The following is a 14,370-nucleotide window of genomic DNA, read 5'->3' as shown; positions in this document are numbered from 1 at the left end:
CGATGACCATGACCCCGGAACGCCGCGGCGCAATCAACCTCGGCCGCGTGAACGATCTCGGCAGGGTCTATGCCGGTAACCCCAGTGCCGATGCCGCCGACCCCGCCGCAGCGGTCAACTGGCAGCACACGCACGAACGCAAAGGGTTTTTCACCGACACCTCAATCTGCATCGGCTGCAAGGCCTGCGAGGTCGCGTGCAAAGAGTGGAACCAAAACCCGCAGGATGGCGACTTTGAGCTGCTCGGCTCGTCATACGACAACACCGGCTCGCTCGGTGCCAACACCTGGCGGCACGTCGCCTTCATCGAACAGGATGGCGAGCGTATCGAGCGGGCCCGCGAATCGGGCCGCCAACTGGTGAATCTCGGCATGCCGACCGTGCGGCCGCCCGAGGGGCCGGCCGCGGCGGTGGCGAAACAGTACGCATCCGACACCGACACCACCATGCCCGACACCCCCGAGTTCCGCTGGCTCATGTCATCGGATGTGTGCAAGCACTGCACCTATGCCGGCTGCCTGGATGTGTGCCCCACCGGAGCGCTCTACCGCACCGAGTTCGGCACTGTGGTGGTGCAGGCCGATGTGTGCAATGGCTGCGGAACCTGCGTCGCCGGCTGCCCGTTCGGCGTGATCGAACGCCGCGACGACGGCACGGTGCAAACCAAGGCGCAGCGCGACGAACACGTCAACGACTTTAAGCAGGAGATACCCAACCGAGGCACCGCCAATAAGTGCACGCTCTGTTACGACCGGCTCGTGGTTGGTGAGCAGCCTGCCTGCGCCAAAACCTGCCCCACCACCTCGATCAAATTCGGTGACCGCGCCGAAATGGTGGCCAAGGCGAAAGCGCGCGTAAAACAGCTGCACGAGCAGGGACTCACCGAGGCCCGGCTGTACGGCGCGAATGAACTTGACGGTGTGGGTGGAACCGGTTCGGTGTTTTTGCTGCTCGACGAACCCGAAACCTATGGGCTGCCGCCCGACCCGCGGGTTCCCACGAAGGATTTGCCGCAGATGTTTAAGCACGCGGTGGTGGCCGCTGCCGGGATGCTCGGCGCGGTTGCGCTCGCGTTTTTCGGCGGGCGGAAGTAGATGAGCGAGACCGGAATCGAATGAGCACCTCTGTATTTGACGGATACCGCCCGCCCGAGCCGCCGCGTCGTCGGCGTCGCCGCGATGGTGACCCGCCGCGTCGCCGCCGGGCTGGTGGCGGTGATGGCTCGCGCGAGATGGCGATGGTCGACGATGTCGAGTTCTCGTCGTATTACGGTCGCCCGATTGTGAAGGCGCCGCCGTGGAAACATGAAATCGGCATCTACTTCTTCCTCGGCGGTGTGGCGGGTGGTTCGTCGCTGCTCGCACTGGGGGCGCAGGCGACGAAGCGGCCGCGACTACTGCGCAACACGCGCATCACGGCGCTGGCTGCTATTGGTGTTGGTGCGCTGGCGCTGATCAAAGACCTCGGCCGCCCCGAACGTTTCATCAACATGATGCGCACCTTCAAAATCACCTCGCCGATGAGTGTCGGGTCGTGGATTCTCGCCGGATTCTCGAGCCTTGCCGCCATCCCAGCGATTGCAGAGGTCGACCGGGCAACGGGGCGCCGGCTGCCGCTACCGAAGTTTGCGCGGCGCTTGATCGATGTCACGGCACCGGTAGCGGGGGTTGGTGCGGCCGCGATGGCCGCGCCGCTTGCCACCTACACCGCGGTGCTCATCGCTGACACCGCCAACCCGGTGTGGAACGCGGGTCGGCGGGAGCTGCCATATCTATTTGCAAGCTCGGCGTCGCTGGCCGCATCCGGGGTGGCGATGGTGACCACCCCCACGGCTGAGATCGGCCCGGCACAGAAGCTTGCCGTGGCTGGCGTGATCGGTGATGTGGCCGCCATGCACCTGATGAAAGAAAATATGCATTCGGCCGAACGCGAACCGCTCGAAACCGGCCAGCCGGGCAAACTGCTCAAGGCCGCCGAGGTGCTCGCGATCGCCGGTGGTGTTGGCGCGCTGTTGGCGCGCGTGCACCGTGTTTTCGGGGTCGTGTCGGGATTGGCGCTCGCCGGTGCCTCGGCGCTCACGCGTTTTGGGGTGCTCGAGGCCGGAATTGAGTCGACGCACGACCCGCGGCACGTGGTCGAGCCGCAAAAAGCGCGGCTCGCGGCCCGGCGCGCGGCCGGCATCGTCGACGACTCCATCACCACCGTCGGCTAGCGCCGCCGCGCGTTCTGCGCGCGCGGTGCTCGCCCGCGCCCTCGCGTCCGCGCTCGCGCATCCCTCGCACCCGTCATTTCTCGGGATCTGTGTGCCTTCGCGTTATTTGTATGTGGCAGAGCACGCACATTTGACGCGAACCCACACAAATCCGGGGAGTTTGGCAGTGGGCCGAGCGATGCGTCGCGCCGCACGCTCGCTTCGCGCGCCCGCGATTCACGTCGCCGCTCGCGCCCCTCGACGCCGCGCGCAGCGCTCCCGCGCTCAACGCCTGCATCCCGCCTTGCCGGGTTCTGTGTGTCTCCGCGTCATTTGTATGTGGCAGAGCACCCACATTTGACACGAACCCACACAAATCCGGGGGTGGTGCTGGGGCCGAGGGAAGGTGAGCAGTGGTGCGCGGCCGGGCAGGCACGAACACCGCTAGGCGAACAACGGTTCGCCCACCCAACTACCCTGCTGCGCGCCCGGCGGAATCGCCCAAATGCTAGACCCAACGTGCCGAATGTACTCGTTCAACAAATCGCTCGAAGCGAGCCGCTTCTGCACCGAGATGAACTGCTCGGGCGATCGTTGAAATGCGATGAAGAACAACCCAGCATCAAGCCGGCCAAGGTGATCGTTGCCGTCAACATAGTTGTAGCCGCGGCGCAGCATTCGCATCCCATTATGTTGATCGGGATGCGCCAGCCGCACGTGCGCATCGGCGTCGATCACCGGCATGGTGCCGTGCATCGCAGCAAAATCGGGTGCCGTGAACTCGTCACCACCCGACAGCGGCGCACCCTCGCGTTTATCGCGGCCGAAGATTGTTTCTTGTTCTTCGAGACGCACCCGATCCCACGACTCAATCAGCATCCGGATGCGTCGTGCCACCAGGTAGGTGCCACCGGTGAACCATTCGGGACCATCACCCGGCTGTACCCACACGTGTTCGTCGGCGGCTCCCTTTTCTTCAGCCATAATATTGGCCGTGCCGTCTTTGAAACCGAAGAGGTTTCGAGGGGTGTCTTGTGCGGTTGACGTTGACGAGGTGCGTCCGAACCCGAGCTGCGACCAGCGCAACACCGCCGTACCCATCGCAATGCGGGTGAGGTTCCGTATAGCGTGCACCGCCACCTGCGGGTCATTCGCACAAGCCTGGATGCACAGATCCCCTCCCGACCAGGCGGTTTCGAGCGCGTCACCACTGAACTTCGGCAGATCAACAAGCTCTGGGGGCCGCCGATCGGCAATACCGAGCCGGTCGACCCCCTGGTGATCGACGAATAGGGAGGGCCCGAATCCGAAGGTGATTGTGAGTTCAGAAGCCGGCAGGCCCAGCGCCTCACCGGTGTCGTCGGGCGGGGCGAAAGGCGAACCATCCACGGCACCGGCTTCGGTCACATCCAATCCCTTGACCAGTCGCGCCGAAGCGGCACTCCAGCGCTGCAAGAGGGTAATAACTCGTTCGCGAGTGGCGCTCGGGTCGAGATCGAACGCGGCGAAATGCATCCGGTCCTGTGCCGGGGTGAGGATGCCCGCCTGATGCGCGCCGTAGAAGTCGGTGCTGCCGGCACCGATTACCCGAGGCGTCAACGCGGCGGCACCGGATGCTCCCGCTGCGATACCTACGGCACCTGCCGCGAGTGCGCCGAACAGACCGCGGCGGCTCACTCCGCGCCGGGGCTGTTCGACTTGCGGTGCGGAGTCGGCTTCGAACGAGTCGCGCTCAGACATGGTGTTTCTTCTTTCACACAGAGTGCACTAGCCCAGTACGACAGCGGTCAGCTGCGACAGCGGTTCAGCCAGCGCCGAAACACGGTCGTTGAGCGCACGCACTTGTTCGGTGCTGAGTTTGTCGTAGCTCATAAAGCCATCTTCAATTGAGCCGTATTTGGCAAGCTCGCTGTTGAGAGCCTTGAACTCGGCGTCAATCTGCTCAATGAGCTCGGCCTCGCCCTTTTCGATCGCGATATCACGCACGATGCCAAACGCCACCTCAGCTCCCTGCACATTCGCCTGGAAGTCGCTGAGGTCGGTGTGTGACCACCAGTCTTCTTCGCCCGTAATCTTGCCGGTGGCGACCTCATCCAGCAGCGAAATCGCGCCGTTGCTGATGTCGGGCAGCGTGAGTTCGAAATCATTAGAGTTGACGAGCTCGGCGAGGCGGTCGACATCGGCGATGAGCTGCTTACCAAACTCGGCGCGTTGCTCAGGAGTTGAGGGCTGCCATCCGGCGAGAGCGTCGGAGTCGTCTGAGTTCTTGTCGCCGGGTGCGGGTGGCCAGAGGTCTTTTTCGATGCGGTGGAAGCCGGTCCATTCAAGACCCTCTTCGCGGGCGTCGACTTCGCGGTAGTCAATCTTCGGGTCGAGATCACCAAAGGCTTCGGCGGTGGGTTCGATGCGTTCGTACGGCACTCGTGCTGTCGCGTACAGTTCGCGGGCCCGCGCGTCGTCGCCCGAAACATAGGCGTCGACGAACTCTTTCACGAGCGGCTGTAGTTGCGAAACCTGGTCGCGAACGTAGGCCTTGTAGTTGGCGATGGCGGCCTCATGCTGCTCTGCTTCGGCACCTTCCAGCTGCACCTGTTCGCCCGACACCGAGAACTCGGCCTGCCCAACTCCGGCACCGATCATGCCCGGTTTGCAGGTGGTGAAGTAGTTGCCTGGCTGCAATTGCACGGTGAGTGTGCGGGATGAACCGGGCGCAATGTTCTCAACCTCACCAACGATGCGCAGACCGTCGTCGGCGAGCACATAGAACTCGGTGGTGCGTTCACCGGCGTTTGCGACTTCGAACACCACGGTGCCCGAAGTGGCGCTAGCAGCGCTGACCTTGCACTCGGTTTCGGTGCTGGTGACGCTGAATGTTTGTGAGTCGGCGGTGCTGTTTGCGACGCATCCCGAAAGCACGAGCGTACCGATGCCGAGCGTGGCGAAAGCAAGCGGGAGTGAACGTTGTTGCATGACGGATCAACCTTTGGTGAATGTGAGCACGAATGTGGATAGAGGGGTAAAAGTCTCTGGTGTCGTTCGAAGCTGGTGGCACGAGGCGGCACACACTGAACGTGGGGAAGTTAGGTGGCTGCCACCGGGGGAGCGGTGGCTTCGGTTGGGCGAGGCTTGCTGCCGCTGCGCCCAACCGCGCGGATAAATAGCGGCAGTGTGATGACGAGATAACCAGCCCAGGCAACTAGTTCGAGCTTGGTCATTTCGGGAGAGAGGCCGACGGTGCCTTTCAAGAACGCGCCGAGCACACCGTCGGGGGCGATGATGTGGGGGATGCGGAATGCCCAGGCAGCTTCACCAAACCAGCCGGCGAGCGCGGGGATGCCGGCAGGGGCGGCGATGAATGGTCCGGGAAGCACGGCTGCTTCTTGGAGGTCGTGGATTGCGTAGGCAACGACGCCCGCGGCCATGACCAGCAGCAGAGCGCCGGTGACGGTGAAGAATTTGTGTAGGTTGATTCTGAGCAGGCCACGCATAAGAAGGATTGCGATGAGCGCTGCGGTGACGATGCCGGCGACGGCGGCGATGAGCCCGCCCAGGGGGTCGCTTGACCGGGTGGTTGACCAGACAAACAGTGCGGTTTCGAGGCCTTCGCGGGCTACCGAAACTGTGGCCAGCGCGACGATGCCCCATCCCGACCCGTCAATTCGTGCATCCACCTGCTGCTCGAGTTGCTGTTTCGTTTCAGCGCGCCACCCGCGCGAATCATCCAGAAGACCATCCAGGTGACCATTGCGACCGCGAGCAGCGACAGTGTTCCGCCGATGATCTCTTGCGCCTGAAACGTGAGGCCATACGCGCCGAATGTGAGCACGAGGCCGATGATGAGCGATACGGCGATAGCGATGCCGACGCCGAGTGCGATGCGGCGCAGCAGGTCGCGGCGGCCGAGGCGGACCACATAAGCCGAAAGGATGCCGACAACAAGGGCGGCCTCGAGGCCCTCGCGAAGGCCAATTAGAAATGCAGCGGGCACGGTCAAACTCTTCCAACTCTGCAGGGTTTGCAGCAGACTAAGGTGAGCCTAACTTAGGTAAGGCTTACCTTGCAAACGAGGTGTCGGTGGTTCGCCGTGCGCGCGGCGCGCGCCGCTTCCCGCGGCCTTCCGCGGTCCGAGCCCGCGCGCTTCCACGCTCGTTTCACGCCGCTACGCTCACGCATCCCTCGCGCCCGCCTGTCCGCCTGCCCGCCGCGCACCCGCATCCAGTCTTCCCCGGGTTCTGTGTGGGTTCGCGTCATTTGTATGTGGCAGAGCACGCACATTTGGCCCGAACACACACAAATGAAGCGCGCTTGTCGGTGCTGCCGTGCGCTCGAGCCTTGCAGTCGCGTTGCACCGCACCAATCGCTACTTGTCGTGCTCGCATCGCGATCCGCGCCTCGCCACGCTCGCGCCTCTGCTTTCTCGGGTTCTGTGTGTGTCCGCGTCATTTGTATGTGGCAGAGCACGCACATTTGACGCGAACACACACAAATCCGGGGGAGAGCGGCGATGTTCTGTAGGCAGAGGGGATGCGCGCCACGCGCGCTCGCGCTAGCGGATGCTCACGCGCCCGGTGCCGGCCACGGTTTCGCCGATCACCGGGTAGCCGGGCACCTCGCCAATCACGAGCAGGCCGCCTGAGGTTTGCGCATCCGCCAGCAAAATCAAGTCGTTCTCGGTCACCGTCGCCGCGATATCAAGGTGCGGGCGCACCCAGTCGAGGTTGCGCCGCGAACCACCAGAAATGAATCCCTCGGCAATCGAGCGACGCGCAGCCTCCAGCGACGGCACCGCTGACCGGTCGATCACCGCATCCACACCCGAGGCGCGGCACATCTTGAACAGATGACCCAAAAGCCCAAAGCCGGTGACATCGGTGGCCGCCTTCGCCCCCGACTCAAGCGCCCTACGCGATGCCTCGGCGTTCAGCGTGGTCATCGCCTCGATCGCCTCGGGGAACACCTCGCCGGTCGACTTGTGCCGGTTGTTGAGGATGCCCACACCGATCGGCTTCGTAAGCGTGATCGGCAGGCCCGGCTCGGCAGCGTCATTGCGCAGCAGCTTATCGGGATGCGCGGTGCCGGTAACCGCCATCCCGTACACCGGCTCGGGGGCATCAATCGAGTGGCCACCAATCACCGGGCACGACACCTGCTTGGCCACATCGAGCCCGCCGCGCAGCACCTCGCGCATGAGCTCCATGGGCAGGGATGCACGTGGCCAACCCACCAGGTTGATCGCGACAGTTGGGGTGCCCCCCATCGCGTAAATATCCGAAAGTGCATTGGTGGCGGCAATGCGGCCCCAATCGTAGGCGTTGTCGACCACGGGCGTGAAAAAGTCGGCCGTGCTCAGCACCGCCAGCCCGTCTTGGATGCGCACAGCGGCGGCATCATCACCGTCATCGAGCCCGACGATCACACTGTCATAGTCTTGACCGGCAAGTTCGCTCACCACGTTTTCGAGTTCGCCCGGCGGGATTTTGCAGGCGCAGCCGCCGCCGCTGGCCGTGGTGGTGAGTCGCAGTGCGGATTCGTCATTGAACTGTGCAGTCGATTCCATGTGGCCAGCCTACCCACAGCCGACAACCGCGTCATGAAAGTTCTTTGCTGGTAAGTTGTCGCTCACTGGAGGCGTCTGGTGCCCTGGTGGGCCCCCCGGTCTTCAAAACCGGTGAGGCCGAGCAGCTCGGTCTGGCGGGTTCGATTCCCGTCCGCTTCCGCCACCTTGATGCGACCGTGCATCACAACTTGCCTGAAAGCAGCCCAGGTATCGCAACAAAGCAGGTGACATGACGCCCCCCGACGACCCGCGCCGACGCATCCCGCGCACCGACACGCTGCTCGCGCTACCCGAGGTGCGTGCTGCCGCAGCCGGGTTGGGTGAGCAGGTGCTGCGCGGGGTGATCCACGCCACCCAGCAGCGCGCCCGCCGCGGCGAAATCACGCCCGAGCAGGTTGCAGCCGAGGTCGTCGCTTCGATCGCGTCTACGCGCCCGGCCTCGCTGCGGCCGGTGCTCAACGCCACCGGGGTGATCGTGCACACAAACCTCGGCCGCGCACCGCTTTCGGCCGCTGCCACCACTGCGATTGTCGAAGCCGCCGGATACTGCGATCTCGAACTTGACCTCGCCACCGGCACCCGCTCGCGGCGCGGCGTGGGCGCGCGGGCGGCGCTCCTTGCCGCCTGCCCCGCGGCCGAGGACGCGCTCATCGTCAACAATGCGGCTGCAGCGTTGATGCTCGCCACCACCGCGCTCGCGGGCACCGCCGCTACCGACGAAAAAGCTGCCGGTGGCAAAGAAATCGTGCTCAGCCGCGGCGAGTTCATCGAGATCGGAGCCGGATTCCGCATCAGCGACCTGATCGCGGCAACCGGCGCGCGCATCCGCGAAATTGGCACTACCAATCGCACCCATCTGGCCGACTATGACGAGGCCGTCACCACTGAAACCGGATGTGTGCTGAAAATTCATCCGAGCAACTATTACGTCTCGGGGTTCACCAGCTCGGTCGAAACCTCGACCCTTGCCGAGCTTTGCCGCGATCGGGGCGTGCCGCTGATTGCCGATATTGGCTCGGGGCTGCTGGCGCCCGAACCGCGGCTACCGAACGAGCCCGATGCCACAACCGCACTGGGCGACGGTGCCGATTTGGTGATCGCGAGCGGTGACAAGCTGCTCGGCGGACCGCAGGCCGGGATTATTCTTGGCAAGCGTGAACTCATTGGCCGCATTGGCCGACATCCGATCGCTCGCGCGGTGCGCGCCGACAAACTCACACTGGCGGCCGTTGAAGCAACCGTCGCTGCCGGAACCTCACCGGTGCGCGAGGCACTGGGGGTGGATGCAGACCGGCTGCGGCAGCGCACCGAGCAGCTCGCCAGCCGCGTGACAGCCGCAATCGATACCGAAATCGTCATCATCCCGCACGACGGTCGCGTTGGCGGCGGTGGCGGAGTTGGGGTGCCGCTTGCGGGATGGGCGCTCGCGCTTCCCGAGGCCGTCGCCACACCGCTGCGCACCGGAACCCCGGCGGTGCTGCCGCGCAGTCACGATGGTGCCTGCCTGATTGATCTGCGCTGCATCCCCGCCGACCGTGACGCCGAGCTGGCTGACGCGATTATCGCCGCACTGCGGGCCCTGCCGTGACCGGGCGTTTTGTGGTCGCCACCAGCGGGCATGTCGACCACGGCAAATCGACCCTGGTGCGGGCACTCACCGGCATCGAACCCGACCGGCTGGCCGAAGAACGCCGTCGCGGACTCACAATCGACCTCGGTTTTGCCTGGTTTGAACTCGCCTCGGGCCGCTCGGTGGCATTCGTGGATGTGCCCGGTCACGAGCGATTTATCGGCAATATGCTCGCCGGGCTCGGCCCCGCACCGGTGGTGCTTTTCGTGGTCGCCGCCGACCAGGGGTGGCAGCCACAGTCGACCGACCACCTTGCCGCGGCGGTGGCGCTCGGCATCCGGCACGGCGTGGTGGCACTCACCCGCACCGACCTTGCCGACGACACACAGCTCGACACCACCACCGCGCAGGTGCGGCAACAGCTGGCGGCAACCGCGCTCGCGGATGCGCCGATCGTGCCGGTGTGCGCGCTGGACGGCAGCGGGCTACACGAGCTGCGCGAGGCACTCGATGCAACACTCGCGCAGCTACCTGAACCGGATGCATCCGCCCCGATAAGAATGTGGCTTGACCGGGCATTTACTATTTCGGGGGCGGGCACTGTGGTCACCGGCACGCTCGCCGAGGGAGCCCTCGAGGTTGATCAACAGCTTGAGCTGTGGCGCGGGGATGCAGATCCGGTGGCGGTGCAGGTGCGCGGCCTGCAGCGCGGCAAACACGACGAGACTCGAGTGACCGGTGTGAGCCGAGTGGCGGTGAATCTGCGGGGTGTCCCTTCTGGGGTCGCGGCACGCGGGCAGGCGCTCGTGACCCCGCAGCGTTGGTGGGCGAGCGACTCGGTGGATGTGCGTCGCGTCAGCGGGCCGGCGTTCGACGAGCTGCCGCGCGAGGTGATTGCCCACCTCGGCACCGCGGCAATTGAGGCGACCGTGCGCGAGTTCGGTGCCGAACATGCGCGGCTGCATTTTGCTGCCGAGTTGCCGCTGCAGATTGGTGACCGGCTCGTGCTGCGCGCACCGGGCGCGGCCGTGGGAATTGGCGGCGCGCTGGTGCTGGATGTTGACCCGCCGCAGCTGCGTCGGCGCGGTGCCGGCCGTCGCCGCGAGGCCGAACTTGCGGGTATGGCCGACACCGGGTCGATCGTGCACGAGGTGGCGCGGCGTGGTGCGATGCCGGCGGCGACGGTCGAACAGTTTGGCATCGAGGTGCCAGATGAACTTCCGAATGAGCTCGTGCGCATTGGTGCGTGGCTTGCCACCAAGGATGCGCTGCTGAGCTGGGCGCGGCAGCTGCGCAAACTCGTTGCCGATGACGCCGCAGCCGACCCGCTCAGCGTGGGTATAACCCGGGATGCGGCCGTGGATGCGCTGGCGGTTCCGAATGCGGAACTGCTGGGCGCGGTGGTACGGCTGGCAAAACTCGAGGTGCGTGACGGAAGAATCTGCGCCGCACAGCGCGCCGCCACACTCGGCCCCATCGAGGCGGCGGTGGCAAAACTTGAAACCCAGCTGCGCACGGCGCCGTTTGTGGCACCGGATGCAGACACTCTCGCAGCGCTCAAACTTGGGCGTCGAGAACTTGCGGCGGCTGAGCGTGCGGGGCGGCTGCTGCGCATCGCCGAGGGGATCGTGCTGCTACCGGATGCGCCGGCGCGGGCGGCAGCAATACTGCGCGAACTGCCGCAGCCGTTCACCGTCAGCGAGGCACGGCAGCGGCTCGACACCAGCCGACGCGTGGCGGTGCCACTTCTCGAGCTGCTCGACCGCCGCGGGCTCACCAGGCGTGTTGACGACACTCGGCGCACGGTGCGGTAGGGGGCGCGGGCCCGCCGCGCCGCGAACTAGCATTCGACGACGTTAACCGCGAGCCCGCCGAGCGCGGTCTCCTTGTATTTTGCACTCATATCGCGGCCCGTTTCGCGCATCGTGACGATCACATCATCCAGTGACACAAAGTGTGACCCGTCACCCATCATCGCCATTTTTGCCGCGTTCACCGCGGTGGATGCCGCAATCGCATTGCGTTCAATACAGGGAATTTGCACGAGCCCGGCAATCGGATCGCAGGTGAGCCCGAGGTGGTGCTCCATCGCGATTTCGGCAGCGTTTTCAACCTGCGGGGGAGTGCCGCCGAGCACCTGCGCGAGACCTGCCGCAGCCATTGCCGAGGCCGATCCCACCTCGCCCTGGCAGCCGACTTCGGCACCCGAAATGGATGCGTGGCGTTTAATGAGCCCACCGATTGCGGCCGCCGCGAGCAAAAAGTCGGCGATCACGGCCTGCTTTTCGGTCGCATCCCAATGTTTTGCACCGGGCAAATAGTGGGTGGCATAGAACAGTACGGCCGGAATAATTCCGGCGGCGCCGTTGGTTGGGGCGGTCACGATGCGCCCGCCCGAAGCGTTTTCTTCATTGACTGCGAGTGCCACGAGATTCGTCCACTCCTGCCAGAACCGTTCTTCGCGGTGGGGATCAAGCTGGCGCAGGCGCGTGTGCCATGCCGGTGAGCGGCGACGCACCTGCAGGCCACCCGGAAGCGCTCCGCTGCGGCGGATCGCCGAGTCTTTGCACGCCTCCATCACCTCCCACAGTTCACTCAGGCGCGCCCGCACCTCGGATTCGGGTCGGGATGCGCACTCGTTCGCCAGCATGAGCTCGGCAACCGACATGCCTGTTTCATCACAGGCTTGCAGCAGCTCCGCACCAGAAGTGAACGGATGCGGGACGGCGACGGCAGCGTCAGCTGCGGCATCCTGGCCTTCGAGTTCGACCGCACCGCCGCCGATCGAGTACCAGGTCTGCGTGAGCAGTTCGGTGCCGTCGGCACCCACCGCAGCTAACCGCATCCCATTGGTGTGCCGCGGCAGGATGGTGAGAGGGCGCAGCACAATATCGTCGACGCCAAGCTTGATGGGCACCGACGCCTGCCCGAGCTGTTCGGCAACGCGCACGATGCCGGTGCTGTGCTGGCGCTCGCGAGCCGCGTCAGCCTGGTCGGGGAGTGTTGCGGAGGGGTCGTATCCTTCCAGTCCCAGCAGCACCGCCTCGAGGGTGCCGTGGCCCTTACCGGTGGCTGCGAGCGAACCGAACAGGTCGATGCGGATTGTGGCGAGGCTGGCGAACCGGTCGTCGTTGACCAGGGTTTGCACAAATGCGCGCGCGGCCCGCATTGGGCCGACAGTGTGTGAGCTTGAAGGTCCCAGACCGATCTGAAACAGCTCAAAGCAGCTGATATTCACGGGCAAGATGCTAAACGGCGCGGTTGCCTGCTTGCTGGGCTATTGCTGGGGTTTGGATGCTCGCAGCGGATGCGTTTGCTGCCGGGCGAGGCTGCCTGTTTTGGGTCGGATTCGTCATTGTGTGGATGCGCACGCTCGGGTATAGTTGTCAGCTGGCTCACTTGGGTTCCCCTCGGGTGAGACCGTGGCGAGTTGCTGACCAGCAGCGCTTGCTGCAGACAAGAGATCTTGGGCGACGCTTCCCGGCGTCGCGGTATTGAAGGAGAAACCATGGCAGCAGTGTGCATGGTGACGGGAACCACCCCCGGTTTCGGTCACAACGTATCCCACTCGAACCGCCGCACCAAGCGTCGGTTCGACCCGAATATCCAGAAGAAGACGTACTACGTGCCGTCGCTGAAGCGTAAGGTGACCCTCACGCTCTCGGCCCGTGGCATCAAGGTCGTTGACGCCCGCGGCATCGACGCGGTGGTTGCCGACCTGATCAAGAAGGGTGTGAAGCTCTAATGGCGAAGAAGTCACAGGACGTCCGTCCCATCATCAAGCTCCGCTCGACCGCGGGTACCGGCTACACCTACGTCACGAAGAAGAACCGTCGGAACACCCCCGACCGCCTCGTGCTGAAGAAGTACGACCCGGTGATCCGCAAGCACGTTGAATTCCGCGAGGAGCGATAGATCATGGCGAAGAAGAGCAAGATTGCAAAGAACGAGCAGCGCAAAGAAATCGTTGCCCGCTACGCCGAGCGTCGCGCACAGCTGAAGAAGCAGCTCATCGACCCGAACGGCACCGACGAGTCGCGCGAGGAGGCCCGCGTGGCACTGCAGAAGCTGCCCCGCGACGCTTCGCCGGTGCGCGTGCGCAGCCGCGACGCCATCGACGGCCGTCCCCGTGGTGTGCTCTCGGAGTACGGCATCTCGCGTGTCCGTTTCCGCGAGATGGCGCACCGTGGCGAGCTGCCCGGCATCCGCAAGTCGAGCTGGTAAGCACCGCTTTTTAACTCACGCACGAGCCGCATCCTTTTCTCTTGGGGATGCGGCTCGGCGCGTTTCCGCGGCGCCGGCGCGTTGCGTCGCTGCGTTCCGCCCGCCCACCCGCCGCGCCGCGTCCCCGCTGCGCTCGCGTCGCCGTGCCACGTTTCTGCGGGATTTGTGTGTCTCTGCGTTCAATGTGTGTGCTCTGCCACATACAAATGACGCGGACACACACAAATGGTGGGATGAGCGGGGGCGCGAGGGCGGCGCGCACGTGCACGCAGCGAGAACGCGGCGTCGCGCCCTCGATGCTCAAGCGCACGCGCACCCGGAAAACGGCGAAGGCCGCCCCAAACGGAGCGGCCCACGCGGTCAGCAGCAAAAACTACTTCACAGCGTTCTTGAGCTTCGAACCAGCCGAGATCTTGACGCCCTTCGAAGCGGGGATCTGGATCTCTTCCTTGGTGCGCGGGTTGCGGCCCACGCGAGCGGCGCGCTGGGTCTGCTCAACCGAAAGCCAGCCGGGGATGGTGACCTTGGTGCCCTCAGCAGCGTGCTTAGCGAACTGCTGGAACAGCGCGTCGAGCACACCGTTCACGGTGGCCTGGCTCTGGCCGGTCTCAGCTGCGATCGCTGCGACGAGGTCGGTCTTGTTAACGGTTGGCTTCTTCTCTGCCATGGGGTCCTCCTGGGAATCCTGCGTCCACGGATGCGGTCGCAATCCGGGTTAGGTTAGGTCGTGCCCGGCACTCATCTGTGCAGCGCAACGTCGCCAAACTAGCACCGATCACGCGAGTTGCTTGTGTTTTAGCGGGTTTTGGATGAATTTTGTCGCGATTT

The 14,370-nt window shown here is 64.7% G+C and carries 14 protein-coding genes and 1 tRNA gene; 8 read left to right on the top strand and 7 right to left on the bottom strand.

Translation table 11 applies throughout. The features are described 5' to 3' along the window. The first annotated feature begins 2 nt into the window (after positions 1-2). Complete coding sequence (locus tag RQ865_RS05300; RefSeq protein WP_311478073.1) at positions 3-1,094, top strand: 4Fe-4S dicluster domain-containing protein; 1,092 nt, start codon at positions 3-5, stop codon at positions 1,092-1,094. A gap of 20 nt (positions 1,095-1,114) precedes the next feature. Continuing rightward, positions 1,115-2,212, top strand: a complete 1,098-nt coding sequence (gene nrfD, locus RQ865_RS05295) for an NrfD/PsrC family molybdoenzyme membrane anchor subunit (RefSeq protein WP_311478072.1) — start codon at positions 1,115-1,117, stop codon at positions 2,210-2,212. Positions 2,213-2,635: 423 nt separating this feature from the next. Here the strand turns inward: nrfD and efeB are convergent, their stop codons facing one another. The 5 genes from efeB to selD form a co-directional block, all read right to left on the bottom strand. Continuing rightward, positions 2,636-3,931 (bottom strand): iron uptake transporter deferrochelatase/peroxidase subunit, encoded by a 1,296-nt coding sequence (efeB, locus tag RQ865_RS05290; RefSeq protein ID WP_311478071.1) that lies wholly within the window; start codon positions 3,929-3,931, stop codon positions 2,636-2,638. A gap of 27 nt (positions 3,932-3,958) precedes the next feature. Then, positions 3,959-5,161 (bottom strand): iron uptake system protein EfeO, encoded by a 1,203-nt coding sequence (gene efeO / locus RQ865_RS05285; protein WP_311478070.1) that lies wholly within the window; start codon positions 5,159-5,161, stop codon positions 3,959-3,961. A 110-nt stretch (positions 5,162-5,271) separates the two neighbouring features. Then, positions 5,272-5,862 (bottom strand): FTR1 family protein, encoded by a 591-nt coding sequence (locus RQ865_RS05280; protein WP_399521804.1) that lies wholly within the window; start codon positions 5,860-5,862, stop codon positions 5,272-5,274. Continuing rightward, entirely contained in the window at positions 5,802-6,179 is a 378-nt protein-coding gene (locus tag RQ865_RS09805) for an FTR1 family protein (protein WP_399521805.1), read from the bottom strand. The genes RQ865_RS05280 and RQ865_RS09805 overlap by 61 nt, the downstream gene beginning before the upstream one ends. A 558-nt stretch (positions 6,180-6,737) precedes the next feature. After that, positions 6,738-7,748 (bottom strand): selenide, water dikinase SelD, encoded by a 1,011-nt coding sequence (gene selD / locus RQ865_RS05275; protein ID WP_311478069.1) that lies wholly within the window; start codon positions 7,746-7,748, stop codon positions 6,738-6,740. Positions 7,749-7,815: 67 nt separating this feature from the next. Between selD and RQ865_RS05270 the strand changes: the two genes are divergently transcribed. The 3 genes from RQ865_RS05270 (at position 7,816) to selB (ending at position 11,132) form a co-directional block, all read left to right on the top strand. Next, positions 7,816-7,911, top strand: a tRNA-Sec gene (locus tag RQ865_RS05270). Between the two features lie 66 nt (positions 7,912-7,977). Further along, complete coding sequence (gene selA / locus RQ865_RS05265) at positions 7,978-9,336, top strand: L-seryl-tRNA(Sec) selenium transferase (RefSeq protein WP_311478068.1); 1,359 nt, start codon at positions 7,978-7,980, stop codon at positions 9,334-9,336. Next, positions 9,333-11,132, top strand: coding sequence for a selenocysteine-specific translation elongation factor (gene selB / locus RQ865_RS05260; protein WP_311478067.1), 1,800 nt, complete (start codon positions 9,333-9,335; stop codon positions 11,130-11,132). The genes selA and selB overlap by 4 nt, the downstream gene beginning before the upstream one ends. Positions 11,133-11,158: 26 nt before the next feature. On the opposite strand, the gene RQ865_RS05255 is transcribed toward selB, so the two are convergent. Further along, positions 11,159-12,556, bottom strand: a complete 1,398-nt coding sequence (locus RQ865_RS05255; RefSeq protein WP_311478066.1) for an L-serine ammonia-lyase — start codon at positions 12,554-12,556, stop codon at positions 11,159-11,161. Positions 12,557-12,826: 270 nt separating this feature from the next. Here RQ865_RS05255 and rpmB point away from each other — a divergent pair, with 270 nt between their 5' ends. From rpmB to rpsN, 3 genes are read left to right on the top strand one after another with little or no spacing between them, the layout of a single operon-like run. After that, positions 12,827-13,063, top strand: a complete 237-nt coding sequence (rpmB, locus tag RQ865_RS05250) for a 50S ribosomal protein L28 (protein WP_311478065.1) — start codon at positions 12,827-12,829, stop codon at positions 13,061-13,063. After that, positions 13,063-13,233, top strand: a complete 171-nt coding sequence (gene rpmG, locus RQ865_RS05245) for a 50S ribosomal protein L33 (protein WP_068483925.1) — start codon at positions 13,063-13,065, stop codon at positions 13,231-13,233. Before rpmB ends, rpmG begins: the two co-directional genes overlap by 1 nt. A 3-nt stretch (positions 13,234-13,236) precedes the next feature. Beyond that, positions 13,237-13,542 (top strand): 30S ribosomal protein S14, encoded by a 306-nt coding sequence (gene rpsN, locus RQ865_RS05240; protein ID WP_201518049.1) that lies wholly within the window; start codon positions 13,237-13,239, stop codon positions 13,540-13,542. A gap of 373 nt (positions 13,543-13,915) precedes the next feature. On the opposite strand, the gene RQ865_RS05235 is transcribed toward rpsN, so the two are convergent. Continuing rightward, complete coding sequence (locus RQ865_RS05235) at positions 13,916-14,209, bottom strand: HU family DNA-binding protein (RefSeq protein WP_201518048.1); 294 nt, start codon at positions 14,207-14,209, stop codon at positions 13,916-13,918. Between the last annotated feature and the right edge of the window lie 161 nt (positions 14,210-14,370).

The organism is uncultured Gulosibacter sp. (genome assembly GCF_963509965.1).
Classification (GTDB): domain Bacteria; phylum Actinomycetota; class Actinomycetes; order Actinomycetales; family Microbacteriaceae; genus Gulosibacter.
Note: the sequence above shows the minus strand (reverse complement) of the source record. Positions and strands in the feature narration are given on the sequence as shown.